This window comes from Novosphingobium sp. ST904, from assembly GCF_001298105.1.
Classification (GTDB): Bacteria; Pseudomonadota; Alphaproteobacteria; order Sphingomonadales; family Sphingomonadaceae; genus Novosphingobium.
Genome location: NZ_LGJH01000165.1, coordinates 26,112 through 51,639, shown reverse-complemented (window position 1 = coordinate 51,639; position 25,528 = coordinate 26,112). Strand labels below are relative to the sequence as shown.

The window sequence follows — 25,528 nt, the reverse complement described above, 5'->3', positions numbered from 1 at the left end:
GAAGGCCAAAAAAATTGCCGCGCGACATTATGGGAGATGACAAAGGCAAACGGCCGGCGACTTGTCGCTTCGATCGCTATGGGCGCCGCGCTTGCCGTGCCCGGCTCTGCACGTCCTTCCATCGAGCGTCCCAGCCGCTGGCTCGGGTCTGGCGATCACCACCGACCTGCTGAAAGAAGCGGGCGCCCTGCTCGCGGAAGTAACCCGCAGCTTACACGTCACGGTCACAGCTCGCCGGCTCAAGCTCGATTTTCGAAATAGAAATGGCGCACTGATCCTTCCGCGCATCCGACAATATTGTGGAGAGAAGCATGTTTGATCGACGTACATTCCTGGCATCCGGTGCCGCGGCGGCGGCCCTTGCCGCAAGGGGCGTCCGCGCGGCCGATATGGCGGTCCAGACCGTTCGAGTGGACACCCGCGCCGTAACCGGGCCGCTGCCCCACGTGTGGGAAGAATCGGTAGGCTCGGACCGCGCCGCGATCACCATGCGCGAGGAATGGCGGCAGGACATGCGGATCGGCCGGGCCGAAGCGGGCTTCAAGCGCGCCCGCTTCCACGGCATCTTCAATGACGAGCTCGGCGTATTCGGCAAGAGCATCCTGGAAATGCGCCGCAACGGCGGGCCGAACTGGCTGAATGTACACCGCGTCTACGACGGCCTGCTCGACATCGGCATCAGCCCTTATGTCGAACTGAGCTTCATGCCGGGGAAACTGGCCTCCGGCAAAACCCAATTCGGTTTCTACGGCGGGAACATCACCCCGCCGACTTCCGACGCGGAATTCGCCGGCTTCCTGAAGTCGTTCACCGCCGCGATGGTGGACCGTTACGGCATGGAAACCGTGCGCACCTGGCCGTTCGAGGTGTGGAACGAGCCCAATCTCGCGTTCTTCTGGACAGCGGACAAGCAGCGCTACTTCGATATGTACAAGGCCGCCGCAGTCGCCATCAAGTCGGTCGATCCGCGCATTCAGGTAGGCGGACCGGCAACGTCGAAAACGGCTTGGATCGGGGATTTCGCGCAGTGGTGCGCGGCGAACAACGCGCCGGTCGATTTCTTCGCCACCCACGTCTACGCCGGTGACGACCAGAACGACGTCTTCGGCAAGGACGCGCCCCGGCGCAACGTCAACGACGTGATCCCCGATGTGCTCGGCAATGCACGCCGGACCATCGACGCGGGTCCATTCGCGGGCAAGCCCTTGTGGCTTTCCGAATGGTCGTCGGACAGCCCGGCCATGATCGCCCACGTCATCGCTCAGGGCATGGCGCATTGTGCGGGGATGTCGCAGTGGACGCTCAGCGGCATGTACGAGGAACTGGGCGTGGACGACTACATGCTGAAGGAAGGCTCGATGGGCTGGAGCATGATGATCGACGGCATCGCCAAGCCTTCGTTCAACACTTATCGCCTGCTGCACCGCCTCGGCACCGAGCGGCTCTCCGCCCAGGGCCCGGCACTGGCTTCGCGCGGGAAGGACGGACGTGTTTCCGTGCTGGTGTGGAACCTGGCGGAAGTGGATCAACCCGGCGGCATTCCAGGCATGACCGCAGAACGCAGGATCAAGGGCGAGCCAAAGCGCATAACGCTTGCCTTCGACGGTATCGGCGGCCGTAAAACCGCGGAAGTCCGCTATGTGGACTGGGAGCGCGGCTCGCCCATGCCGGCCTGGCGAGCGATGGGTTCACCGCAGTATCCTTCGCGCGATCAGGTTGCGCAATTGCGCAAGGCCTCTCTACCCGTGATCGAACGCCGCCGCCTCGACAGTGACGGAACCCTCGCCCTGGACCTCCCGCCGGAAGGTCTCGCGCTCGTCGAACTGCTCTGATCCCGTCCGTCCCGGCGCCAGCCTCCAGAAGGTTGCCGCGGGCCGGCGGATCGCGGCGAATGCTCAGGCGGCGACGCCGCCGTCGAGCAGGAGCGTGCTGCCGGTCATGAATGCGGCAAGGTCTGACGCGCAGAACAGGATGGCGCGGGCGATATCGTCGGCCACACCCACGCGGCCGAGCCGGCTGGCCCCGATACCCGGAATGGGGCAGTTCCTGATCGTTTCCTCATCCCAATCGGCGATGAACATCGTCTTTTCCGTAAGAGAGAAGCCCGGAGCCACCCCCAGAACCCGGATGCCGTGCGCGCCGAGTTCGATGGACAACTGGCGGGTGAGGCCGACGACGCCATGCTTGGACGAACAATAGGCCGCCTGGCCTTCGGAAATACCCATGACACCGGCAAGGGACGCGACGTTCACGATCACCCCGCCCTGTCCGCGCGCGATCATCCGGCGCGCGGCTTCCCGCGCGCCCACGAACGATCCGCGAAGATTGATCGCCAGCACATTGTCGAATTCCGCGTCATCGAGATCGAGCAAGGGCGTGAACGAAGGAATGCCCGCATTGTTGACCCATATATCCAGCTTGCCGAACCGGCTCTCCGCCAGATCGGCCACGGCAGCGATCGAACCGCTATCGGCCGCATCCAGACAGGCGAACGAGACGTCGGCCGAATAGCGTTCCGACAGTTCCCCGGCTGTGGCAGCGGCCGCCTGCTCGTCGATGTCGGCGATGAGCACGGCCGCCCCCGCCTCGGCCAGCCGCCTCGCGGTTGCCTTTCCCAGTCCCCAGGCCGCCCCGGTCACGACCGCGCTCCTGCCCGCAAGGGAAATCAGTTCATTGATCGAGCGGTTGGAAACGTCCGGCACTGGCACTCTCTTTCTCCCATTCCAATTTTATCACGCGATCCGAATCGCGCGCTCCATGCCTATCGGTGGGCTGGACATCACGCAAGTTGTGCGCCACGATATCGCATAAACTAGCGATCCATACGCAGCGCGCTCGGGCCAGGAAGCTCGGCGGCGACCGCGCGGCGGAACGAAACGGATGGGAGAGAGAGCTAAATGAGCAGCCATGATCGTGTCGTCGTCGTCACCGGCGGAGCTTCGGGAATCGGATTGGGCGTGTCGCGCCTGTTCGCCCGCAACGGGCACCCCGTCGCGATGCTGGACATCCAGCAGGACGCGCTGGACCGGGAAAGCGCCGCGCTGCGCTCGGAAGGTGCGGCGATCCTTGCCCGCAAGGTCGACGTTTCCGACCGGAACAGCATCGAAGCCGCTTATGCCGCCGTGCGCGAGGAACTGGGCCCCATCGCCATCGTGGTCGCCAATGCCGGCATATCCGAGGGCATCCGCTTCCAGGACGTAACCGTGGAAACCTGGCAGCGCATGATCGACATCAACCTGACCGGCGTTTTCCATACGGTACAGGCCGCGCTGCCCGACATGGTCGCGGCAGGATGGGGCCGGATCATCACGATCTCGTCGCAGGCCGCCCAGTCCGGTGCGGCGGATCGTGCGCATTACTCCGCTGCGAAAGCCGGAGTGATCGGATTGACGCGCGCACTGGCCCGCGAATTTGCGGGCCAGGGAATCACCGTCAACACCATCCCTCCATCGGTCGTCGCAACGCCCATGGCAGAAGCGGGAATCGCCGCGGGGACATTCCCGCCGCTTGACGTGATTGCCCAGCACATTCCGATTCCACGCCCCGGAACCCCGGAAGATATCGCGGCGGCCTGCGAATACCTCGCATCCGACGGCGCCGGCTACGTCACCGGGCAAGTGCTCGCAGTCAACGGGGGGATGTTCATCGGGTAACTTTCGAACCGACAGCACGCATCGATCGTTGCATCGGAAATGTTCCGAATCCGGCATCGACGACAGCCATCGAGGTGGGCTAGAGCGGCCTCATGACATCGCAGATAACGATCCGCCGCCCCGACGACTGGCATGTGCATCTCCGCGATGGCGAGATGCTGAACGCAGTCGTCGGTTATACCGCGCGCCAGTTTGCGCGCGCCATCGTCATGCCGAACCTGACGCCGCCTGTCATCAGCGTGGCCTCGGCGCAGGCGTACCGGGAGCGGATAATCGCCGCCCTGCCGGCCGGGACGGACTTCACCCCGCTGATGGTCTGCTACCTGACGGACGATGCCGATCCGGCGGAAATCGAGCGCGGCTACGAACAGGGCGTGTTCGCTGCCTGCAAGCTCTATCCCGCCCATGCCACCACCAACTCCGCCCACGGCGTCACCGATATCCGCAAGCTCACCGGGCTGCTGGAAACGATGCAGCGGATCGGGATGCCGCTGCTGATCCACGGCGAAGTAACCGATCGCGATGTCGACATCTTCGATCGCGAAGCCGTGTTCATCGAACGCGTCCTCGCGCCGCTGGTCCGCGATTTCCCGGCGCTCAAGATCGTTCTGGAGCATATCACCACAGCCGACGCGGCAGAGTTCGTGGCTGAAAGCGGCCCCCGGATCGCCGCAACGATCACGCCGCAGCACCTCATCATCAACCGCAACGCGATTTTCGATGGCGGCATTCGTCCGCACGCCTACTGCCTGCCCGTTGCCAAGCGGGAACGGCACCGTCTCGCCGTTCGCAAGGCAGCGGTTTCGGGGTCGCCCAAGTTCTTCCTCGGTACGGACAGCGCGCCGCACGCCATCGGCCGCAAGGAATCCTCGTGCGGATGCGCCGGCATCTTCAATGCGCCGTTCGCCCTGGAAAGCTACGCGCAGGTCTTCGACGAGGAAGGCGTGCTTGACCGGCTGGAAGGGTTCGCCTCCGAACACGGCCCCAATTTCTACGGCCTGCCCCTGAACGAGGGCACGGTGACGCTGAAGCGCGAGGACGTGGCCGTGGCGGAAACGATTGTCGACGGCGACATCACCATCGTTCCCTTCCATGCCGGAGAGACGATCCGCTGGCGTTTCGTCGGCTAAGGCCGACCCGAAAGCAACCGCCTGCAAGCGCTCGACTGGGTAGATGAAGAGGATGACCCGGCTCTCCTCATCTACCCGCTCCCCGCCAAACCGTGAAATTCACGATGCGGCGTAGACATGCTCCAGCACCATCGCCGCAGCGCCGCGCGCATAGGCGCCCTGGTCCCGCGGCTTGAAGTGAAGCCTGGTCCGCCGGCGCAAAGCGGGGAAGGTGTTCTGTTCAAGAGCCGTGAAGAACGCGCCGCGCAGCTCATCCATCCGTGCAACGGGCGGCCCGATGATGATGACCGCCTCGGGGTCCTGCATGGTAATATGATTGGCCACCGCAATGCCGAGATAGTGGCTGGCCTGTTCCAGCACCGTCCGGATGTCGATCTCGGCAGCGGCATATTCTGCCATCAATCCATCGAAACAGGGGTTCATGACCTCGTGTGACGGCATCTGCCGCCCCAGTCGCTCACAGGACTGCTCGATGATCGAATGGATCGAGCAATAGGCCTGCAGGCAGCCCTTGGCGCCGCAGAAACAAGGGCGGCCGATGTCGGGCATGATCTTGGTGTGCCCGAATTCCGAAGCGATCCCGTGCGCGCCGCTGATCAGTTGCCCGCCCCGGTAAAGCGCCGCGCCGATGGCAAGATCGACATTGATGAGGGTGAAATCGTCGGCATGGGCACCTGCACCGTACCAGTGCTCCGCGCGGGCAAGCAGGTTGATGTTGTTGTCCACCAGCGTCGGAATCCCGAGCGCGCCCGAGACGATTTCCCCGAAGTTGCACGGGCCGGCTCGAACGTGATGATCTGCTCGACGATGCCGGTACGGCTGTCGACGATCCCGGGAAGCCCGACTCCGATCCGGAAAATCTCTTCCCGCTTCACCGGCCAGCCGGCAATGGCGTCTTCCAGCGCCGCCACGAACTGCTGCGCGAGATCCTCGATCCGCGTCGCCGGCTTTAATGCAGCCGTTGCTACGCCAAGGCTTTCGCCCCTCAGATTGACGATCTCGGCCACGGCCTGCCCGTCACCTGTCGCATTGATGCCGATGACGTACTTGCCGGTCGGATTGATCCGCAGGTTGACCCGGGCGCCCCGGGGCACTGGAGGCCACCTTCTCCTCGATCACGATGCCGCGCTTCACGAGATCGGCGGTGATCGCCGTGATCGTCCCCCCCGTCAGCCCGGTCAGCCCGACAAGATCGATCCGGGCAACCGGCTCGCTCGTCCGCACCTTCTTGAGCAGCAGAAGGCGATTATATTCCTGATCCGATAGACGCATGATCATCCCATCGGCCAATTCCCCGGCATCCGCAACACCGCGCGGCCCCGATTTATTTTAGCCGCTAAATTTTTCCCGAGACAAGCGACCGCGAATCTGCCAATCCTAGTGCTCCGGCGCTTGCGACAGCCTCACAGCCAACAGCAGAAGCGGCGGAAAACAAGACCGGCAACCCGGAAAAATCCGCAGGTGCCGCACAGGGGAGAGGGTATGAAAAGGACTTGCGGATCCGTCCGTCAGTGTGCGCTGTTCGGCGTCTCGATAATTGCACTCACACCGATCGCCGCGATGGCGCAGGCCGTTCCCGATCAGGAAAGCCCGCCGCCGCTGAGCGATAAGGAAATCCAGGAAATCATCGTTACCGGCACCCTGCTGCGCGGCGTCGCGCCGGCAGGTTCGGAAACGGTTTCGCTCAATGCCCAGGCGATCACCGCCGTGGGCGCCAATTCCACCGCGCAGCTGCTTGCCAGCGTGCCGCAAACCGCGTCGTTCAACGCCGCGCCCATCGTGTCGGCCGTCAGTTCGAGCCAGATCACCATCAACCGCCCGAACCTGCGCAACCTGCCCGGCGCGTCCGGCGGCGGTTCGTCAACGCTGGTGCTGGTCGATGGCCACCGCCTTCCCGGCATGGGCGTTCGCCAGACCGTTCCCGATCCCGACGCCATCGCGCCCGGCGCGATCGAGCGCGTGGAAATCGTGCTCGACGGCGGCTCCTCGATCTACGGGGCGGATGCTGTCGGCGGCGTCATAAACTTCATCACGCGCAAGCGTTTCGACGGCATCGAAGCCAGGGGACGCTACGGCGTGGCGGACGACTATCAGTCGGTCAATGCCGACATCACGGTCGGCAAGACCTGGGACGCGCTGTCCGTCTATGCGAGCTACAACTACGCTTGGCACGATTCGCTCTATGGCCGGGACCGCGATTACGTTCGCCGGCTGGACTATACCTCCGGCCTGCCGTTCGACCTGACCTGCGGGGCCGGCAACGTCTCTATCGGATCCACGGTCTATGCGCTGCCAGGGCTGACAGCCGGTTCCGGCAACCGCTGCGACGTCAGCGACAACCGCACCTTCTATCCCAGCGAACGACGCCACTCGGTATTCACCGGCCTTTCGTTCGATGACGGCGGCCCGGTCACCTTCGACGTGCGCGCATTCTACATGAACCGCGTGAACAAGGGCGATGGTGGCCCCGTTACCGCAACGGCCACCATCGCGCCGATCAATCCCTTCGTTCCCGGGACTGTGTTCAACCCCTATTATCGCAACACCGGCGATGCCAACAGCTTCCAGGCCCAGTCCGTTTCGATGGACTTCTCCTCTCTGCTGGGCGAGCATACCCGGCAGAGCACCAGGCTTGAGACCTGGGGCGTCACCCCCACCCTCACCGCCGATCTCGGCAGCGGCTGGCAACTGCGCTGGCTGGGGAACTACGGCCGCGGCGGTCAGAAGTCGCCAACGAGAAGATCGACGACGGCACCCTCTCCACGCTCGTCCTCACCGGCAACTTCGATCCCTACAACCTGTCGAACCCGGCCAATGCCGCCGTCCTGCCGCTGATCTCGAATTTCCTCGACTATGGTCTGGGCAAGAACGAGATGCTGAACACGCGCGTTGTCGTCGACGGCAGCCTGGCGCATCTGCCCGGCGGGGACGTGAAGATCGCGGCGGGCGGTCAATACAGCTATGAGAAGTATCAGTCCCGGATCGACGGCACCGTCAGCGCCAGCGCGGTGGACGATATGCCCTTTAACACCGCGAGCCGCCGCATCGCCGCGCTTTTCGGCGAAGTACAGGTGCCCGTGTTCGGTCAGGAAAACCGCACCGGAGGCTTCTATTCGCTGAGCCTGTCGGCATCGGGCCGCTACGATCACTACAGCGACTTCGGCGGCACCTTCAATCCGAAGTTCGGCGTGACTTACGAGCCGTTCGACGGCCTGAAGTTGCGCGGCACCTGGGGCAAGTCCTTCCAGGCACCCAGCCTTGCGGACGGCGCCGACGCCGCCCCGGCCACGATCTTCGCCTTCCCGTTCATCCTGTTCGCCAATCCGAATGTCGCCCCCCAGCCGGGGCAGGCACAAATCTTCCTCGGCGGCGGCGGCAACGACCTGAAGCCGCAGAAGGCCACGACCTGGTCGCTCGGCTTCGACATCGCACCCCCTTCATTGCCGGGGTTCCTCGCCACGCTCAATTACTACAACATCCGGTTCAAGGACCTGATCGACATTCCGCCGGTATTCAACCCGTCCACCTTCTACAGCCTGTTCACCAACAACTACGTCATGAACCCGACGATCGCGCAGGTGAACGCGCTGGCGTCGCAAGTGCCGGACGGGCTCGCGGCGGTTTCGCCCTACACCGTGGTTCCCGGACAGGTCTATTCGATTGCGGATGGCAGGCGCACCAACCTCGCCGCGGTCAATACCGACGGCCTGGACTTCTCGCTCGCCTACGACCAGCCGACCGGCTTCGGCTCGGTCTATACGCAGATCAACGGCAACTACGTGCTGAACCGCAAGGAGCAGGCCGTCGCCGGTGCGGGCTTCGTCGATACGGTGAAGGCGCAGACCCGCTTCATCCTGTCCACCACGCTCGGCGCCGCATTCGGCAACTTGCGCGCACAGGCCACCTGGCGCCACCTCGGCGGCTGGAACGTCGCGCCGCTGGCATCGAACCTCAACCAGTCTAAGGTCAAGGCTTTCGACACCATCAACATGTTCGCCCAATACGATTTCAAGGGCAGCGGCGCGATGAAGGACCTGTCGCTGACCTTCAACGTGGACAACCTCTTCGACAAGGACCCGCCGGTCTACAACGGTTCGCTGAACTCGCTGGACGGCTACGCCGTCACCAGCATCGGCCGCGTGTTCCAGTTCGGCATCAGCAAGAAGTTCTGATCGGCCGTCTCCCCGTCGCCGCCCGCTCTCCGGGGCGGCGGCGGCACCCTTTCCTCACGAGCATACGGAACCTGCGGCATGAAACGCGCGCGCAAGAATAGCGGCATCACCGGCAAATTCGTCAGGCTTGCCCTGACCTCGACCCTGCTCGCAGGGGGAATGGCAGGAGGGACGATGGCACAGGGATCGCCCGCCGGTACCGAAACCACGCCCGCAAGCGCGCCGATCCCCGATCCGGTCTTCGCGCAGCCCTATATCGATATCGACGAATGGCGGGACGCACCGGTCCGCCATCGCTACGTCCATGGCGGCTTCAAGGGGACCGACACGCGCTTCTCCTTCTACTTCCCGCCGAAAGGGCAATATCAGGGGCGGTTCTTCCAGCACTTCACCCCCGCGCCCGATAACGAGAACCTGGCCCAGCAACCCACTTCGCCCGCCAATGACAAGATCTCCTTCTCGATCTCCAGCGGCGGATACTTCGTGGAAACCAACGGCGGCGGACCGGCTGTGGCGGGGTTCGGTTCAAAGGACCCCACCATCGGCGCCTACCGTGCCAATGCGGCGGCGGCCCAGTATTCGCGCGTCGTGGCGCTCCAGATGTACGGCGGCAAACGGCCTTACGGCTATGCCTATGGCGGCAGCGGGGGCGCCTATCGCACCGTGGGATCGATGGAGAACACGCGCGGCGTCTGGGACGGCGCGGTCCCGCATGTGCTCGGTTCCAGCATGGCGATCCCCAACAGCTTCACCGTGCGAATGCATGCCATGCGCCTGCTGGAAGGCAAGTTCCCGCAGATCGTGGATGCCATGGAGCCCGGTGGCAGCGGCGATCCCTATGCCGGGCTGAACGCCGAGCAGGCAGCCGCCTTGCGCGAAGTGACCCGCATGGGCTTTCCGCTTCAGTCCTGGTTCGGTTGGAAGACCATGGGCATCCACGGCTTTGCCGCGCTTTACGGCGGCGTCGTCATGGCGGATCCGGGCTATTTCACGGACTTCTGGACCAAACCGGGCTATTACGGCTTCGATCATCCCGAAAGCTTCACCGGCTATCGCCTGCAGCACAAGGCGGCGATCGCCGCCCTTGTCACCGGCGCGGATGCAAAACGGCAGAAGCTCGAAACCAGCGTGACCAACGGCAAGACCACCGGCAACGTCGATGACAGCTATGCCGCGATGCAGGGCAAGGAGGCCCAATATGTCGTCGCCATTCGCCTGTCCTCTCCGCCGCCGGCCGTCCAGTTCCTTGGCGGCGACCTCATCGTCCTGTCGGGCGCCGCGAAAGGGGCGCGGCTGACGCTGAGCCGGATCGACGGGGACACTGCCGTCTTCGGTATCGTCGACCCCGCCGTGGCCGCAAAGCTGGCGCCGGGCGACGAAGTCCAGGTCGACAACAGCAACTTCCTCGCCGCGCAGACCTATCATCGCCACCAGGTGCCCGAAGCCGAATTCAAGGTGTGGGACCAGTTTCGCGGGGCTGACGGCAAACCGATCTATCCCCAGCGGCCGATGCTGCTCGGGCCGCTGTTCACCAAGGCGACGGCAGGGTCGGTCCCCGAGGGCAACTTCGAGGGCAAGATGATCCTGGTCGAATCCCTGTGGGACCGGGAAGCCTATCCCTGGTCGGCCGACTGGTACCGCGCGCGGGTGGACAAGCACTTCGGCGCGAAGGCGGACGACATTTCCGGCTGTGGTTCACCGACCACGCCCTTCATGGCGACAGCGACACGCAGGAGGACGCGATCCATACCGTCAGTTATGTGCCTGTGCTTAACCAGGCCCTGCGCGACGTGGCGCTGTGGGTCGAAAAGGGCATCGCGCCGCCCGCCTCCACCAGCTACCGCTATGACGACGGGCAGATCACCGTCCCGCCCACGGCCGCCGCACGCCGCGGCATCCAGCCGGTGGTCGTTCTAAAGGCGAATGGCGGCGAGCGCGCGGACATTGCCGCCGGACAGACCGTGACCTTCCGGGGCACGATCGAGGTTCCGCCCGGAACCGGCACCGTCATCGCGGCGGAGTGGGATTTCGAAGGAGCCGGCACTTTCGCGGTCCAGTCTCCGGTGAAAGCCGGCCTCAGGACGGCCACCGTCACCATCACGCACAAGTTCGACAAACCGGGCACTTACTTCCCGGCCCTGCGCGGCATCTCCCAGCGCGAGGGAGACCGCGAGACGGCATTCGGCCGCATCCAGAATCTCGGCCGGGTCCGCGTGGTCGTCAAATAGTCGCAGCACCTGCGCGTTCCCGTAGGGTTTGGCGGGGAACGCGCAGGTGCCGCCGCCGGGTATCGTGATAGTCCCGGTCAGATCGGGTCTTGACCGCCTGACCGATGACATCCGCAGCCGTAGAACGCCGCCACTGCTCCCTGCATCTCCGCAATGGCCGCAAGGTCCGGCGGAGATGCGCAAGCGACGCTCGCGCCGACGCGGTCAATCTGCGTTCCAGCTCCGGGAGATCGACACCGACACAGGCTCCGTTCTCGACAATCCGGCGCCCGCCCACCAGCAGGCATCGAACATGCCGGGACTGGGCCCTGCCGATGACGAGAGAGATCGTATCGGGTTCGGGCAGGATGTTGTCCGCGGATAGCGCCGCGAAATCGAGCACGAGGATATCGGCAGGGGCGCCCACCGCGATGGCCGCACCTTCCGTGCTGCCCAGCACCGACTTGCGCCCCGCCTCCAGAGCTCCATGCAGAACCGCGCTCGGGTCGAGCCCGCGCCCGCAGGAAGAGGTCCGCGCGTGGACGTGCCAGGCGAGGCGAAGCTCGCGAAGCATGTCCTCGTCGTCGTCCAGCGCCATTCCGTCCAGCCCGAATGCCACGCGCACGCCGGCATCGAGCAGCGCTGCGAGATCGGGCACCCCCGACCGCAGCCGCAAGTTGGAGGACATGTTGATCGAGACCGTCACCCCCCGTTCGGCAAGGAGCGCGATGTCTTCGGGTTCGAGCCAGACCGCATGGGCCACGGTAAGCCGATCGCTCAGGAGCCCCAGCCCGTCCAGCCATGCGAGGAACCCGCCGGGATGATGCGCCTTGGCCCATTCGCGCTGCAGTTCGGTTTCCAGCAGATGCATGTGAATGCGGCGCCCGTCCGCGGCGGAAGCGCGGGCAATCGCGGCAAGCGTTTCCGGGCGGGTCCATTGCGGCGCAACCGGGTGGTATTGCAGCACGAAATGTTCGTGCTCCAGCGCTTTTGCCTTCTCGAACAGGGCAAGGTTGGTTTGCAGGTCCCGCATGCCCGCCCCGGCGGCAAGCACGGCGCGCCGGCGTTCGTCCGGAAGAAATCCGGCCAGCCGCGCAAGGTCGCCGTAAACGCAAGGATTGCGGTCGAAGAACGGCCATCCGAAGGCCACCCGTATGCCCACGTCCCGCGCTGCGCGGGAGACGGCTTCGGCCTCCTCCAGCAGGGCCCGGCCGTCCTGCGTGTTGTGACAGTGATTGACGGCGCCCACCCCGCCCTGCGCAAGCCTTCCCAGCGCCACCGCCGCGTTCAGCCAGGGGTCGACACGCGGCTGCCGCGCAAGATCGGGCAACCAGGTTTCCAGCGACTGGTCGGCCGCGCCGAACGCCAGCGTCCTCAGCCCGCGTCCATGGTCGTGCCCGTTCGCAAGGCTTGGCATCATCAGAGCGCCGGCTTCCTCCGGCGTCAGGCTCTGCGGCGCGATGGCGCGCATGGCCGCGATGCGGCCGTCCGCGCCGATCTCGAGCTCGGTTGGCCCCAGGACCTTGCCGTCGGCGCTCGCGATCACGCGTCCGGCACGAAGCAGGCGGGGCGACGTCTCGCCGGTCATGCGGGCATTCCCGAAAGGCAGTTCCAGATGTGAGCCATGGGATCTTCCATAGGCAGGACGAGATACCCTGCGCGTTGCCAAAATGTATGTCCGGACTTCGGTTTGCGACAACACGGAAGACGAACGCACGGATTTGGCAACAGGTCGGTTCGTTAGTTGCAATGGTCCAGCCCGGAAATTTTTGCCTTCATGGCGCGGCGTGCCGGACAGCCCGGCCAAGCAAAAGGCCGGGACCATCTTCGGGAACCCGGCAAACCGACAGTGGAGGACCACGTGAGCACAGAAACGACCAAGCGTGGCGCGAGAGAGGGTCGAAAGGGAATTCGAGAGTTCCGACCAGAAAAGGGGTTTCGCGTCATGTCCCGTATCAACAATCCCAATGGGCTCACTACCCGTCACACGTCGCGGCTGAGCTGCTTGCAGTGCCTGCGCCGCCATCGCGCTGGCTGGCGGGGCACAGGCCGCGCTGGCTGAGGAAGCTGCCGAGGCCGCGCGTTCGGCAACCGACTCCGACTCCGATTCCGGGGCTATCGTCGTCACCGCGCTGCGCCGTGAGCAGAGCATCAACGAAGTGCCGATCTCGGTCGCGACCTATGACAAGCGACTGATGGACCAGCAGGGCATCCGCAGCATCGACGACCTGTCGCGAATGACCCCTGCCCTGAACTTCGCGCCGTCCTCTGGCGTTTCCGCCAATAACGGCAGCAACATCTCGATCCGCGGCATGGCCTCGGACGTGGGTTCGGCCACCACCGCGATCTATATCGACGATACCCCGATCCAGATTCGCAACGTCGGCTACTACGGGGGCAACCCCTATCCCAAGGTCTTCGATCTCGACCGCGTGGAAGTGCTCTACGGACCGCAGGGCACACTGTTCGGCGCCAGTGCCGAAGGCGGCGCGGTGCGCTTCATCACCCCTGGCCCGAACTACGACAAGTTGAGCATCTACAGCCGCTCGCAAGTGTCCTTCACCGAGGAAGGCGCGCCTAGCTACGAAGCCGGCCTCGCCTTCGGCGCCCCGATCACAGACAACCTCGCCTTCCGCGTGAGCGGCTGGTACCAGTATTCGGGCGGCTATATCGACCAGGTCGCACAGGGCACCGACACCGTCATCAAGAAGGACGTGAACTCGGGCAACTCCACCGTCATCCGCGCATCGCTCGGCTGGAAGCCCACCGACACCCTGACCATCACCCCGAGCTTCTACTACCAGCACGTCGAGGCCAATGCCCGTGACGACTACTGGGAAGGCTACGGGCTGGCCAAGGACAACGACTACCACACCGGCGTCTATTCCCTCGAACCGAGCAATGACACGTTCTACCTCCCCTCGCTCAAGGTGGACTGGAACATCGCGCCGAACATCGAGCTGATCTCCAACACCTCGTACTTCGCCCGCAAGCAGGAACAGACGCTCAACTACGCCACCTATTTCTCGGTGCTGCGCACGGGCAATCCGTTCGGGGTCTATTCCAACAAGGATCTCGACAACACCAACGACTACCTGACGATGAAGCAAAAGAACTTCGTCCAGGAAGCGCGGCTCCAGTCCTACGACAACAAGCTGATCGACTGGACCGCCGGTGTCTATTACGCGCACACCAAGCAGGACTTCAGCAACTACACCGGCTCCGGGCGCATCCCCGGCACGCTCATCAACGGCTATCAGCAATACGACGGCCGCTTCAGCTACGTGAATCTCGTCCATGCCAAGGATGAGCAGATCGCCGGTTACGGCAGCGTCGACGTGAAGCCGATGGAGAACCTGACCCTCACCGCCGCCATCCGCTACAGCCACGTCGCCTTCGACTTCGTGAACGTCGGCGACGGCACCACCACCGGCAACGTCCGCACCGTCACCACCGCCAACATGAAGGAAGGCGCCTGGACGCCGAAGTTCGGCATCTCGTACAAGATCGCGCCGAACAACATGGTCTATGCCTCGGCGACCAAGGGCTTCCGCCCCGGCGGCGCACAGGCCAGGATCCTGAGCGACCTGTGCACCGGCGACCTTGCCACGCTGGGCCTGACCGAAAGCCCCACCGCCTATACCTCGGACTCGCTGTGGTCCTACGAAGCCGGCACGAAGAACTCCCTCTTCGGCGGCAAGGTGAACTTCGGCGCCAGCGTCTACCTGATGAAGTGGAAGAACATCCAGCAGTCCGTGCGCCTGCCGACCTGTTCGTTCTCGTTCATCTACAACCTGGGCAATGCCACCGGCAAGGGCGGGGAGCTTTCGCTCGACGTGAAGCCGGTCGAGGGGCTGACGCTGGGCGGCAACGTGGCTTATGTCGATCTGACCTACGATCATGACGTATTCGGCGGCAACGGCCTGATGCTGAAGGCCGACGGCCAGCACATCGGCGGCCCTTCGTGGACCGGCCACCTCTACGGCACTTACGAGCGTGAAGTGGGCCAGGGCGTCGATGCCTATCTGCGCAGCGACTTCACCTTCGCCAGCCATACCTACCAGACCTCGGTTTCCGGCGCCTATGGCTACGATTCCGGCCTGACCGAACTGGATGCCCGCAATTACCTCTCGGCCGCGCGGTGCCAGGTTCAGCGGCGTGGACCTTTCGGTCTTCGTCGAGAACCTCCTCAATTCGAGCGACGTTCTCTCGCGCGGTCACGACTCGATCGGCTCGTCGCTCTACTACAACCAGAGCTATCGTCCCCGCACGGTCGGCATGACCCTGCAGTACCGCTACTGAGGCCAGCTTTCCCGAAAGGGTCGCACAGGGCGGCGGGGGCAGAGATGCTCCCGCCGTTCTCGTTCGTGCAGCCGCTCTGTGCGGCGGCGCCCAAAATGAAAGGCCCCCGCCAATGGCAGGGGCCTTCGTTCTTGCGGAAAGGGCGTTCGGATCAGCTGCTGGTGGCGGCCTTCTTCTGGACCGGACCGGGCGGGGTGATGGACGCGCAATTGGATTGCGGCACCTTTCCTGCCAGCAGGGCCCGCGCGAAGGGGATCGAATCGCGCGCCGAAGCATTCACCGCGCTGCGTGATCCTCGCCGGGATAAGTATGCCACTGGATGTTGCTGCCCGCCGCGCACATCGCCTTGACCGCGTTGTACTGTCCCTGCGTCCCCGCCATGTCGTCCGCAAGGCCCGTACCGGCAAAGATCGGGCCGGGCATTCGGCCATCGGGGAAATCGAAGTTGGCGCTCATCGTCCCGTCTATCGGATCGATATTCTCGACGAAGACCTGCTGCCCGGTCAGCCCCTCCTTGTCGGCCTGCGCGAAGAGATCGTGCAGGCAGGCCTTGCGCGATGTCCGCAGCAGCGGGCGGCCGGCGGGCTTCACGAAATCGGCCGGGTCCAGATCGGGATGGAGCGCCCGGTCGATCCCCGCGATCCGCAGCATGGCGAAACCGGGAGGCATGTAGTGCGGATCGGTGAGAGTATTGGACTTGGCAACGTAGTCGGCCGTGTGCGGGGTATCGAAAGTCATGACCAGTCCGGTCGCCACGGTGCCCAGCATGTGGAGCTGCGGCGCATAGCTCTTCGCCAGATAGGTCGCCCCCAGCGCCGCGCCCGATCCCTGAGACTGGCCGACGACCAGTACACGATTGGACAGCGCGGCGGGATAGGCGCCAAGCGCCGCCCGTGCCGCATCGAGCACCGAGCGTCCCTCCGAACGCCAGATCAGGTACGGGTGGACGCCCTTGGTTCCCAGCCCCTCGTAATCGCTGGCGACAACCGCGAAACCGGCCGCGAGCCACTTTTCGAGATACTCCTTGTCGCGCTCCGAAGTGCCGGTCCACGAAGGCGCGCAGACATCGGCAAAACCGGTCGTGCCATGCGCCCAGGTGACGATAGGCCAGCCACCCTTCGGCGGCTTGCCCTTGGGCAGGAACAGCATGCCGGAAACCGCGACGGCCCCTTGCCCTACCCCGCTCGTCGAACTGTAGAGCACCCGCATCGCCTTGCCTGCCTCGGGCTGGGTGCGTTCGGCAGGCAGGGCTTCCTGCCGCAGCATCCGGCCCGGCGCGCCGATGGTTCCGTCCCAGCGGTAGAAATCGGTCACGCCGCCGTCGCCGTCGATATGGCCGAGGTCGGCCGATCCTGCCTGTGCCTGTGCGGTCAGCGGAACGCCCGCCGCCAGCGAAAACGCCGCCAGCAGGGCCATATGCGAAAGGCGGGTCTTCATGTGGGGCCTGTTCTTCATGTCGAGATCGTTCGCTCCTTCTGATCGCGAGCTGATGCTGCCGCGAGCCTACGCCCTTTCCACCGGCCATGCGGACGCCGTTCCCGCATCGCCCCATTGCATCTGCGGTAACGCCCCGCCGGATCGGCCGCGGACCGCTTCACCGAAAAGTATACGCCTCGGTGCAGATTCCGAACCCGCCTTGTCCGATCATGCCCCCGGCCTATCCTCCGAGGCGGACAAGGAGATGGTCGCAATGGCAGTGTCGATGGCAAGCACCGGACCGCGAGGGAACTGGACGACCGTAGCCCTCGTCTACGCCATCGGGCTGGGCAGCATGGCTCTCGTCGGCATCCTCTCGCCGCTGGCGCTGCGGATCACGGCATCGCTGCACGCCCCGGCCTCGGCTATCGGCCTGACGATAGCACTCTTCTCGCTTCCGGCAGCGATCGTCGCCACCATCGGCGGCGGCGTGGTGGACCGCCTCGGCCCTCGCCTCGTCCTGCTTCTGACTTCGCCCGTATTCGTGCTGGCCGATGCGATAGTATGGCTGGCCCACGACATCTGGCTGCTCAACTTCGGCGTGCTGCTGGCGGGGATCGGTTATCTGGGCATTCTCAACGGCGGCGCGCCATGCTGATCGGCGCACTGGAAGGCACGGCACGAACCAGGGCGATGACGCTCTGGTCCACTTACGCGCCGACCGGCTTCTCGCTCGGCCTGCTGATCGCGGCGCCATTCACCGCCGGCGAGGCGTGGCGCTGGGCGATACTGCTCCACGGCGCCTTTATGGCGCTTTGCGCCGCCGGATCGTTCGCACTGCCCCATGTCGCGCTGATCCGCGCAAGGGGCGCCAGCGCGCGGGAAAAGCTGGCGAGCCTGTTCGCCGGGCTGCGCCATCCCGCAATCCTGATGCTCGGCCTTGCCATGGCGATGCCCGCGATGATCTCCTACGGCACCAGCCTTGCCGCGGCGACCTACATCGCCAAGGTCCACGGGGTCTCGCTTGCCGCATCGGCAAGCATCGTCGCCGTCGCCAAGATCGCGGCCGTCCTGCTGGGCGGAACCGTTACCGGCGCGCTGCTCACCCGCGATTTCCCGCCCCGGCGCCTGCTCGCCATCGTGGTGGTCATCGGCATCCTGGCGCAGACCGCGCTGTTTTTGCCGACCAGCCCGCTGGTTCTGGCGATAGCCGGGCTCATGGCCTGGCTCTTCACTTACGGCGCCGCGACCGGCGTGTGCATGGCGACGATGCCCGCACTTTCCACCAAGGATATCGGCGGCGGCAGCGTGGCGGGACTGGTCAACCAGTTCGTCTCGATCGCCTCGTTCCTGACGCCGACGATCTACTTCTCGCTCACACACTGGACCGCTTACGTCGCCATCGCCGTGATCGGGCTGATCGCCTGCCTCGCCGCGCTTCCAACGGTGGGTGCGAGAACAGGTGCAAAAGCGGCGCAGCCGCATGCGGCGGATCACACCGCGGTATCGCCTCCGTCCACCGGAAGCATCGCCCCGGTCAGGTAACTCGCCGCGCCGGATGCCAGGAACCGCACGAGCGCGGCAGCCTCGCCTGCCGTCCCGTGGCGGCGCAGCGGAATGCGTCCGTCCACTTGCGCGCGCTGCGCCGCTGCATCCTCCACGCCGTCCCAATAGGCCCGTGTGAGCGGCGTATCGAGCCACCCGGCCAGCACCGCGTTCACCCTGATACCCTCCGGCCCCAGTTCGGCGGCAAGGCCGCGCACCAGTCCCGCCACACCGGCCTTGGTCGCCTGATAGGCATGAGTGAAGGGTTGCCCGCGCATCGTCGCGGTCGATGAAACGATCGTCACGCTGCCGTTGCCGGACTGCGCAAGCCAGGGCTGGGCCGCCTGCGTCACCAGGAACGGCAGCCGCAAGTTGATGGCGGCGGCCTGGTCCCACATGGCGACGGTCCACTGCGCGATCGGAGCGCTTTCCATGGCCGCCGCCGCGATAACGACGCCGTCTATCCCCGCGAAAAGCCCCGCAGCCTCCGCCGCAGCCCGCGCGCCGGTATCGGCGGCGGCAAGGTCGAGCCTCAGGAAATCCACGCCCGGCGCGATCCCCGCCGGAACCGGACACTCGTCCACCAGCAACACGCGGTCTCCTCCCTCTGCGAAGGCCGCCGCGATTTCTCCGCCCAGTCCGTTCGCCCCGCCGATTACCAATATGCCTGCCATGATTGCTTTCGCCCTTTCCATTGCCGCAAAAGCGCAGCGAAGCACGAGCGCTTTCATTCCGCCCATGGCCGGATCGGCAACGGCTCAGGCATGAAAAAGCAACTCTCGGCAACACCCGGGTTGGCTATCTATGCTGGCATGACCCAGGCATCCCTGATCGACATCGCCCGGCCTGACTTCGACACCGACGATCCGGCCGCCGTGCGCCGCGCCATCCGCGAAGGGCGCTTCACCGGCTTCACCAACCATGTCGCGCGCGGCCATGTGCAAGGCAACCTCGTTGCCGTGCCCGAAGCCCATGCCGACGCCTTCGAACTCTACTGCCGTTCGAACCCTCAGGCGCTGCCCATCCTGGGCCGCAGCGCGCCGGGCTCGCGCGAGATTCCCGAACTCGCCGCCGACATGGACCTGGCGCGCGACACCGGCGGTTACATGGTGTTCCGGAACGGCGAACTGGCCGAGACGCCGCGCGATGCCCGCCATGCCTGGGCAGACGATCTTGTGTCCTTCGTTCTGGGGTGCTCGTTCTCGTTCGAGGCGATCCTGCAGAGCCACGGCGTGCGCCTGCGGCATCTGGACGAAGGCAATGTCTCCGCCATGTACGAGACCGCGCGCGAAACGGTGCCGGTCGGCCCGTTCGGCGGCAGGCTGATCGTCTCCATGCGTGCGCTCTCCCCGGAAGACGCCGTGCGCGCAACGATCCTTTCCGCCCGCTACCCCCAGTTCCACGGCGCGCCGGTATCGCTCGCCCTGCCCGGGGATCTCGGCATCGGCGATCTGGGCCAAAGTTACGGCGGGCACGGCCTGACCCGGCTGAATACGGGCGAAGTCCCGGTATTCTGGGCCTGCGGCGCCACCGGGCAGAACGCGGTGCGCGCCGCGCGCCTGCCGCTCTGCATCACGCACTACAAGGCGCACATGGTCGTCACCGACCTGCCTCTCCCCAAGGACTGAGCCATGAACCTCGACGAGATCATTTCCTTCTATCACGAGCACGGCTACGTGGTCGTCCCCGGCCTGTTGCAGGGGCCCGTGCTGGACAGGCTCCGCGCGCTGACCGATGAAGTCGCCGCCCGCGCCGCAGAGGCGGAAGGCGACGATGCCTGGTTCGATTTCGATACCGATGCCGATGGACAACGCACGATCCAGCGCATCAAGAAGCCCAACCGCATCGACCCCTATTACGCCGCGCAGGCAGGCAATCCGCAAGTGCTGGAAATCCTCACCGCGATCATCGGCAAGCTGGTCCGGCTCAGCCATACCAAGATCAACATGAAGTCGGCCAATGGCGGCGCCGCGCTGGAATGGCATCAGGACTGGGCCTTCGCGCCGCACACCAACATGTCCACTTGCGTCGCCTCGATCATGCTCGACGGCGCCAGCGCGGCCAATGGCGCGATGCAGGTCATCCCCGGCAGCCACAAGGGCCCGCTTCTGGATCACCACGACGAGGAAGGCTTCTTCTGCGGCGCGGTCGACACGGCGGAGTTCGACATGTCCAGGGCCGCGCTGCTCGAAGGCCCTCCGGGCACCGTCAGCTTCCACCACCCGATGACGCTGCACGGATCGAGCGTGAACCGCTCGGGCGATCCGCGCCGCATCCTGTTCTACGAATATGCCGCCAGCGATGCATTCCCGCTGTTCTACAAGGTCGATTGGGAAGAATACGAATCCCGCATCGTCAGCGGGCCTTCCACCACCGAAGTCCGGTTCGAGGACAATTACGTCAAACTCCCCTTCCCCTCGCGCGCGGCAGTTCGATCTACAAGATCCAGGCCGAATCCAGGCGCAAGTTCTTCGCGGACGCCAAGTGATGGGAGCCTCCGGCAAACGCCCCGTCGCTTTCGTCACCGGCGCCAGCGCGGGCACGGGGCGCGAGATCGCACTCTCGCTCGGCACGGCGGGCTATGACGTTGCGCTCGTCGCGCGGCGGACCGCCGAAATGGAAGCCGCCGCCGAAATCATCCGCGCGGACGGCGGCGAGGCACTCGTGCTCACCGCCGACGTGCGCGACGGCGAAGCCCTGAATGCGGCGCTGGACACCTTCCTCGACTGGTCGGGCGGGACGGTGGACGTCGTGGTGAACGCGGCAGGCTATACCGGGCCGCTATCGCCGCCGATCGGCGAATTCAGCCTTGAGGAATTCGACAGCACGGTTGCCACCAACCTGCGCGCGCCGTTCATCGTGCTGTCGCGGCTGCTGCCGGTCATGCGCCGGGCCGGATCGGGCCGGATCGTCAACATCGGCGGCAACCACGGCATGCGCGGCCGCGCCGGACGATCGAGCTATTCCGCCTCGAAATGGGGCCTGCGCGGACTGACCCGCAGTGCCGCCCTCGAAGCGGGGCCTGACGGCGTGACCGTGAACTACATCGCCCCCGGCCCCATCGCCGTGCCGCGCATGAAGGCGAACTGGCGGGCGCTGGCGCAGCAACGCGGGCTGAGCGAGGAGGAGGCGCTCAGGGCCTATGTCGCGGACATGGGCATTCCCCTCAACCGCCCCAGCGAGATGGAGGACATCGTTGCCATGGTGCTCTATCTCGTCGGCGAAGGCGGACGGAACGTCACCGGGCAGGAACTGGTCGTGGACGGCGGCGCCACGCTATAACGCCGTGCAAAGGCCGCGCCGTCCCGGTTCGATTTGGGACGGCGCGCCTTTTTCCGATTCAGAACAGGTCGAAGTATTCGCGGTGCTCCCAGTCGGTCACCGTCTGGTTGTAGCGCATGACTTCCGCGCGCTTGATCATCAGGAAATGATCCACGAAATCGCTGCCGAAGGCACCGCGCAGCAATGTGCTGTCATCCAGCAGGTCCAGCGCCGCCTCAAGGCTGCGCGGAAGCCGCTCCGCCTCGGCAGCGTAAGGGGAATCCACCGATTCAGGCGGCTCCAGTCCCGCCTCGATACCCGCCAGTCCGGTCGCCATCTGGGAGGCGAGATAGAGATAGGGGTTGGCTGCGGGCTCACCCACGCGGTTCTCGATACGGCGCAGCTTCGCAGGCCCCCTGGCGAGCACCCGCAGCAGCGCCCCGCGATTGTCCTCGGCCCAGGCAAGGCGGTCTGGCGCCAGCGAGTTCGGGCGGTAGCGCTTGTAGCCATTGATCGTGGGGGTCGAAAACGGCGTAGCCGCCGCCGCACCCGCCAGCAATCCGGCCAGGAAATGCCGCCCGACCGCGGAGAGCCCCGGCGCACCGTCTTGCGGCGCGAAGGCGTTTGCTCCGGTCTTCAGGTCACGCAGCGACTGGTGGAGATGCCACCCGCTCGCCATGGCTTCGGGAAGCTGCGGGCGGCACATGAAGCTGACGTGATAGCCATGCCGCCGGGCGACCTGCTTGGCCATGCCACGGAACAGCACCATGTCGTCGGCCGGGCCGATGCCGGAGCCGACCTTGAACACGAATTCGCACTGGCTTGGGCCGAATTCCACTTCCATCGAATGCAGCGGCAGACCCAGCGCCAGGCAGTTCTGCCTCAGAACATCGACGATCGGCTCGATCTGGTCGTAGCGCTGCTCGGTCAGGTAATTGTAACCCTGGTGAAGCAGCGAGACACGCGGCGGACGCGCAGGCTGGCCGGCATCCTCGGGGCTCAGCGCCGCATCTTCCAGACGGGTGAGATAGAATTCCACCTCCAGCCCGCTGACGAATTCGAACCCGCGCCCGGCCAGCCGCGCGGAGGCGTCCCGCGCCAGCCTTCTGGTGGATGAAACCACCGGACGGCCGTCATTGTGGTAGAGATCGCAAAGCATCCAGCCGGTACCGGGCGCCCAGGGCAGGAGGCGGAACGTCCCCGGATCGGGCACCATGACGACATCGCCGCCGCCCTGGAGATCGGCATTGCCGATCCCCGCCCCGGCCGAGAAGACCGGCGCTACGGTACGGTGCGCTGTGTCCTTGAGCAGCAGCGTGGAGGTGATCGCGCAGCCATCCTCGAAAGCGCCCTCCAGCGAGCCTGCCAGCAGGGTCTTTCCGCGCGCGATGCCGTGCATGTCGGCAAAGACAAGCCGCACGGTGGATACGTCGTCCGCCTCCACCCGGCGCAGCACTTCGGCGGCGAGGCGGCGCTGGTCCTCGTTCCAGAGGCCATGGGCCTCGACAAATCCGGTCATGGCGCGCCCCGCTTATTCGGCGGCGTTCGCGGGCGCAGCCCAGGGCGCGGCACCGCGGCGGCGGGCATCGACAGCGCGCCAATACGCCTCGAGATCGGCTCCGGCAGGCGCCACCCCGTCAACCGTGCCCGGATCCGCCACCGCCAGCGCTTCCTCCGCCGTCAGGTCCAGCAGCGGACGCTCGCCGTTCTCCATCTTGCGGAGCTGCCTGAGCAGCATGGTGCGATACGCGACGATGCCCTTGTCGGTCGTGCCGAGATGCTCCCGCGTGCGATCCTGGATACGGCCCATGGACTCCACGGCCCACTGGTCGTGAACGTTGATATCCTCGCCCATGCCCGTGTAGGTCCGGCTCTTCTGCTCCACCACGTCATAACCGTAATCATTCGCGCGGCTGAGGCGCGGCTTGTAGTCCGGCAGTTCGTAAAGCGTCAGCCGCTGGCGGCGCATCTCCTCCTTGTCCACCGCATCGGTGAAGCTGGTGAAGGCGGCGTACCAGTAGCAGCTCGTGTCATCGATCGGCACGTGCCACTGCGTGATCGTCATCGTCTCCGACAGCGGAATGACGAAGGCCTGCGGGAAGAACAGGTTGGTGATGCGCACATGGGTCTGCCCTTCAGGCAGCGGGCGCAGCGCGGTGAGCCGGAAGCCGATGTCTGTAGGTGAAATCGTGATGTCCGGGTTCTCGAACTCGCGCAGGACCTGGATCATGGTCATGTCGCTGTCGGCCGAACGGGCGCGGAACTGCTTGCCATAGGCATCCGCTTCCTCGTCCTCGAAGAAACGGTGAAGGAAGCTGGCGTGCGCCGGATCGATCCCCACCTCGAGCGCCTGAAGCCAGTTGCAGTCGAGATAGCCCTTGAAGGCGAAGACATGGCTGCCGGGCGCCGCGAAGCAGTCCAGCCCCGGAAAGGCCGGGGGCTCGCCTTCACCCAGGAAGCCGAAGATCATGCCCGCCTGCTCGATCACCGGATAGGCACGCTGCCTCACGCGCGTGCAGAGCTTCGAGCCTGCCGGTTCGCCCGGCGTCTGGATGCAGTTGCCGTCCACATCGAACAGCCAGCCGTGGAACAGGCAGCGCAGCCCGCCGTCCTCGAGCCGCCCGAAGGCAAGGTCGGCGCCGCGATGGGGACAATCGCGATCGAGCAGGCCCAGCCGCCCCTCCTGGTCGCGGAACAGCACCATGTCCTGCCCCAGCACTTTCACCGCCTTGGCCGGGCGCGGTCCCTCCAGTTCCTCCAGCAGCGCGATCGGCTGCCAGTAGCGCCGCAGCAGCGCGCCAAGCGGGCGGTCGCGGCCGCTGAGGGTGACGAGATCGTTCTGTTCAGGTGTCATGGGCGTCTAATCCGTCAATCATCGAACCGAGGCCCTGTCCGGCATGCCGCGCGGGCGTTACGCGCCCTTCGGCCCTTTTCGCGGACCGTTCGCTGCGGCAGCCTTCGGCCACTTCCCGCGTCATGCCCCAACGCGCGGGCGCCGCGTGTTGCCGAGACCACCCCGGCTCGTTGCCGAAACCGCACCGCACACCTCGTTGCCGCGCCAGTTTTTAGAACATAGACCTTGAACCCCTTAATCGCTTCGAGAGTCGCCCCCCGAATGAGCCAGTCCCCGCGAGAAATCCGCCATGTCGCCGTCTTCTGCGGCTCCAACACCGGCCTGGGCGACAGGTACGAACATGCCGCCGCCGCGCTTGGCGGCGCACTGGCCCGCAAGGGGATCGGGATCGTCTATGGCGGCACGCACAAGGGGCTGATGGGCATTCTTGCCGATGCGGCCCTGGCAGAGGGCGGGCACGTCCACGGCGTCATCAACCAGCGCCTGTTCGACAAGGGCCACCTCCACCCCGGCCTCTCGCTGCATGAAGTGGTCGAATCCATGCGGGTGCGCAAGGAACGGATGCTGTCGATCGCCGACGCCTGCATCGCCCTGCCCGGCGGCATCGGCACGCTTGAGGAATTCATGGAAGCCTGGACCCTCAATCAGCTCGGCGAGATCGACAAGCCGGTGGGCCTCTACAATGTCGGCGGCTTCCACGAACCGTTCATGGCCTTCATCGACAAGATGATCGAAGAGAAGTTCCTGCCGCCCGAACATCGCAAGGGCATCGTCCTCGAAGCCGATCCCGAAGCACTGATCGATGCGCTGGCCGCATTCGAGAAGCCGGTCGTGCCGAAGTGGCTCTGACTTCGGCGATCTGACTTCGGCGGGACAGGATCGCCTGCCCCGCCGAAAACCTTCCTTGTTCAGACAGTCGTGTCGATCCAGATCGACTTGGTCTGGAAATGCTCCTCGACGTGCTGGCGGCCGTATTCGCGGCGTGCCC

Annotated in this window: 23 protein-coding genes; 14 read left to right on the top strand and 9 right to left on the bottom strand. The window is 65.3% G+C overall.

From position 1 onward, the window contains the following. The first annotated feature begins 311 nt into the window (after positions 1 to 311). Positions 312 to 1,832, top strand: a complete 1,521-nt coding sequence (locus ADT71_RS26685; protein WP_054441805.1) for a glycosyl hydrolase — start codon at positions 312 to 314, stop codon at positions 1,830 to 1,832. Positions 1,833 to 1,895: 63 nt separating this feature from the next. Here ADT71_RS26685 and ADT71_RS26680 read toward each other — a convergent pair whose 3' ends face one another. Further along, the gene (locus ADT71_RS26680; RefSeq protein WP_231636220.1) at positions 1,896 to 2,702 is read right to left on the bottom strand and encodes an SDR family NAD(P)-dependent oxidoreductase; all 807 of its coding nucleotides are present in this window, start codon (positions 2,700 to 2,702) and stop codon (positions 1,896 to 1,898) included. A gap of 195 nt (positions 2,703 to 2,897) precedes the next feature. Between ADT71_RS26680 and ADT71_RS26675 the strand changes: the two genes are divergently transcribed. Both ADT71_RS26675 and pyrC read left to right on the top strand, forming a co-directional pair. Beyond that, positions 2,898 to 3,653, top strand: a complete 756-nt coding sequence (locus ADT71_RS26675) for an SDR family NAD(P)-dependent oxidoreductase (protein ID WP_054441803.1) — start codon at positions 2,898 to 2,900, stop codon at positions 3,651 to 3,653. Between the two features lie 92 nt (positions 3,654 to 3,745). Further along, the gene (pyrC, locus tag ADT71_RS26670; protein WP_054441802.1) at positions 3,746 to 4,783 is read left to right on the top strand and encodes a dihydroorotase; all 1,038 of its coding nucleotides are present in this window, start codon (positions 3,746 to 3,748) and stop codon (positions 4,781 to 4,783) included. A 99-nt stretch (positions 4,784 to 4,882) separates the two neighbouring features. Here the strand turns inward: pyrC and ADT71_RS26665 are convergent, their stop codons facing one another. From ADT71_RS26665 to ADT71_RS26660, 3 genes are read right to left on the bottom strand one after another with little or no spacing between them, the layout of a single operon-like run. Beyond that, a complete protein-coding gene (locus ADT71_RS26665) occupies positions 4,883 to 5,497 on the bottom strand; it encodes an ROK family protein (protein WP_231636268.1) in 615 nt (204 codons plus the stop codon). Next, on the bottom strand, positions 5,380 to 5,790 hold the full coding sequence (locus ADT71_RS34550) for a hypothetical protein (protein WP_231636219.1): 411 nt from the start codon (positions 5,788 to 5,790) through the stop codon (positions 5,380 to 5,382). The genes ADT71_RS26665 and ADT71_RS34550 overlap by 118 nt, the downstream gene beginning before the upstream one ends. A gap of 10 nt (positions 5,791 to 5,800) precedes the next feature. Further along, a complete protein-coding gene (locus ADT71_RS26660) occupies positions 5,801 to 6,055 on the bottom strand; it encodes a hypothetical protein (RefSeq protein ID WP_156336842.1) in 255 nt (84 codons plus the stop codon). A 210-nt stretch (positions 6,056 to 6,265) separates the two neighbouring features. On the opposite strand from ADT71_RS26660, the gene ADT71_RS35290 reads away from it, so the two are divergent. The 4 genes from ADT71_RS35290 (at position 6,266) to ADT71_RS34540 (ending at position 11,183) form a co-directional block, all read left to right on the top strand. Beyond that, the gene (locus ADT71_RS35290) at positions 6,266 to 7,618 is read left to right on the top strand and encodes a TonB-dependent siderophore receptor (RefSeq protein ID WP_054441799.1); all 1,353 of its coding nucleotides are present in this window, start codon (positions 6,266 to 6,268) and stop codon (positions 7,616 to 7,618) included. Next, entirely contained in the window at positions 7,525 to 8,955 is a 1,431-nt protein-coding gene (locus ADT71_RS26650) for a TonB-dependent receptor domain-containing protein (RefSeq protein WP_369818351.1), read from the top strand. Before ADT71_RS35290 ends, ADT71_RS26650 begins: the two co-directional genes overlap by 94 nt. A gap of 78 nt (positions 8,956 to 9,033) precedes the next feature. Then, positions 9,034 to 10,872, top strand: a complete 1,839-nt coding sequence (locus tag ADT71_RS26645; protein WP_231636218.1) for a hypothetical protein — start codon at positions 9,034 to 9,036, stop codon at positions 10,870 to 10,872. Beyond that, positions 10,860 to 11,183: a PKD domain-containing protein gene (locus ADT71_RS34540; RefSeq protein ID WP_231636217.1), complete on the top strand. Its 324-nt coding sequence runs from the start codon at positions 10,860 to 10,862 to the stop codon at positions 11,181 to 11,183. The genes ADT71_RS26645 and ADT71_RS34540 overlap by 13 nt, the downstream gene beginning before the upstream one ends. Here ADT71_RS34540 and ADT71_RS26640 read toward each other — a convergent pair. Next, positions 11,176 to 12,750, bottom strand: coding sequence for an amidohydrolase family protein (locus tag ADT71_RS26640; protein ID WP_054441797.1), 1,575 nt, complete (start codon positions 12,748 to 12,750; stop codon positions 11,176 to 11,178). The genes ADT71_RS34540 and ADT71_RS26640 overlap by 8 nt on opposite strands. Before the next feature lie 571 nt (positions 12,751 to 13,321). Between ADT71_RS26640 and ADT71_RS26635 the strand changes: the two genes are divergently transcribed. Further along, positions 13,322 to 15,814: a TonB-dependent receptor gene (locus tag ADT71_RS26635; RefSeq protein ID WP_054441796.1), complete on the top strand. Its 2,493-nt coding sequence runs from the start codon at positions 13,322 to 13,324 to the stop codon at positions 15,812 to 15,814. On the opposite strand, the gene ADT71_RS26630 is transcribed toward ADT71_RS26635, so the two are convergent. After that, entirely contained in the window at positions 15,741 to 16,919 is a 1,179-nt protein-coding gene (locus ADT71_RS26630; protein ID WP_082370582.1) for a lipase family protein, read from the bottom strand. The genes ADT71_RS26635 and ADT71_RS26630 overlap by 74 nt on opposite strands. A gap of 235 nt (positions 16,920 to 17,154) precedes the next feature. On the opposite strand from ADT71_RS26630, the gene ADT71_RS31735 reads away from it, so the two are divergent. Together ADT71_RS31735 and ADT71_RS26620 are read left to right on the top strand one after the other, a co-directional pair. Beyond that, positions 17,155 to 17,538, top strand: a complete 384-nt coding sequence (locus tag ADT71_RS31735) for a hypothetical protein (protein ID WP_156336839.1) — start codon at positions 17,155 to 17,157, stop codon at positions 17,536 to 17,538. After that, positions 17,532 to 18,425 carry an MFS transporter gene (locus ADT71_RS26620; RefSeq protein ID WP_054441793.1) on the top strand — a complete coding sequence of 298 codons (894 nt, stop codon included), beginning with the start codon at positions 17,532 to 17,534 and terminating at the stop codon, positions 18,423 to 18,425. Before ADT71_RS31735 ends, ADT71_RS26620 begins: the two co-directional genes overlap by 7 nt. On the opposite strand, the gene ADT71_RS26615 is transcribed toward ADT71_RS26620, so the two are convergent. Continuing rightward, positions 18,374 to 19,099, bottom strand: coding sequence for an SDR family NAD(P)-dependent oxidoreductase (locus tag ADT71_RS26615; RefSeq protein ID WP_165913207.1), 726 nt, complete (start codon positions 19,097 to 19,099; stop codon positions 18,374 to 18,376). The genes ADT71_RS26620 and ADT71_RS26615 overlap by 52 nt on opposite strands. A 138-nt stretch (positions 19,100 to 19,237) precedes the next feature. On the opposite strand from ADT71_RS26615, the gene ADT71_RS26610 reads away from it, so the two are divergent. Genes ADT71_RS26610 through ADT71_RS26600 form a run of 3 tightly spaced genes read left to right on the top strand, consistent with a single transcriptional unit; the run spans position 19,238 to position 21,707 of the window. Next, the gene (locus ADT71_RS26610) at positions 19,238 to 20,053 is read left to right on the top strand and encodes a D-glutamate cyclase family protein (RefSeq protein WP_054441791.1); all 816 of its coding nucleotides are present in this window, start codon (positions 19,238 to 19,240) and stop codon (positions 20,051 to 20,053) included. 3 nt (positions 20,054 to 20,056) lie between these two features. Next, positions 20,057 to 21,010 carry a phytanoyl-CoA dioxygenase family protein gene (locus ADT71_RS26605; RefSeq protein WP_197283130.1) on the top strand — a complete coding sequence of 318 codons (954 nt, stop codon included), beginning with the start codon at positions 20,057 to 20,059 and terminating at the stop codon, positions 21,008 to 21,010. Then, positions 20,913 to 21,707: an SDR family NAD(P)-dependent oxidoreductase gene (locus ADT71_RS26600; RefSeq protein WP_054441788.1), complete on the top strand. Its 795-nt coding sequence runs from the start codon at positions 20,913 to 20,915 to the stop codon at positions 21,705 to 21,707. Before ADT71_RS26605 ends, ADT71_RS26600 begins: the two co-directional genes overlap by 98 nt. Before the next feature lie 58 nt (positions 21,708 to 21,765). On the opposite strand, the gene ADT71_RS26595 is transcribed toward ADT71_RS26600, so the two are convergent. Next, positions 21,766 to 23,205 (bottom strand): glutamine synthetase family protein, encoded by a 1,440-nt coding sequence (locus ADT71_RS26595; RefSeq protein ID WP_054441786.1) that lies wholly within the window; start codon positions 23,203 to 23,205, stop codon positions 21,766 to 21,768. 12 nt (positions 23,206 to 23,217) lie between these two features. Further along, positions 23,218 to 24,540 carry an aromatic ring-hydroxylating dioxygenase subunit alpha gene (locus tag ADT71_RS26590; RefSeq protein WP_054441784.1) on the bottom strand — a complete coding sequence of 441 codons (1,323 nt, stop codon included), beginning with the start codon at positions 24,538 to 24,540 and terminating at the stop codon, positions 23,218 to 23,220. Positions 24,541 to 24,801: 261 nt separating this feature from the next. On the opposite strand from ADT71_RS26590, the gene ADT71_RS26585 reads away from it, so the two are divergent. Continuing rightward, positions 24,802 to 25,389, top strand: a complete 588-nt coding sequence (locus ADT71_RS26585; protein WP_054441781.1) for a TIGR00730 family Rossman fold protein — start codon at positions 24,802 to 24,804, stop codon at positions 25,387 to 25,389. Positions 25,390 to 25,528 lie beyond the last annotated feature (139 nt).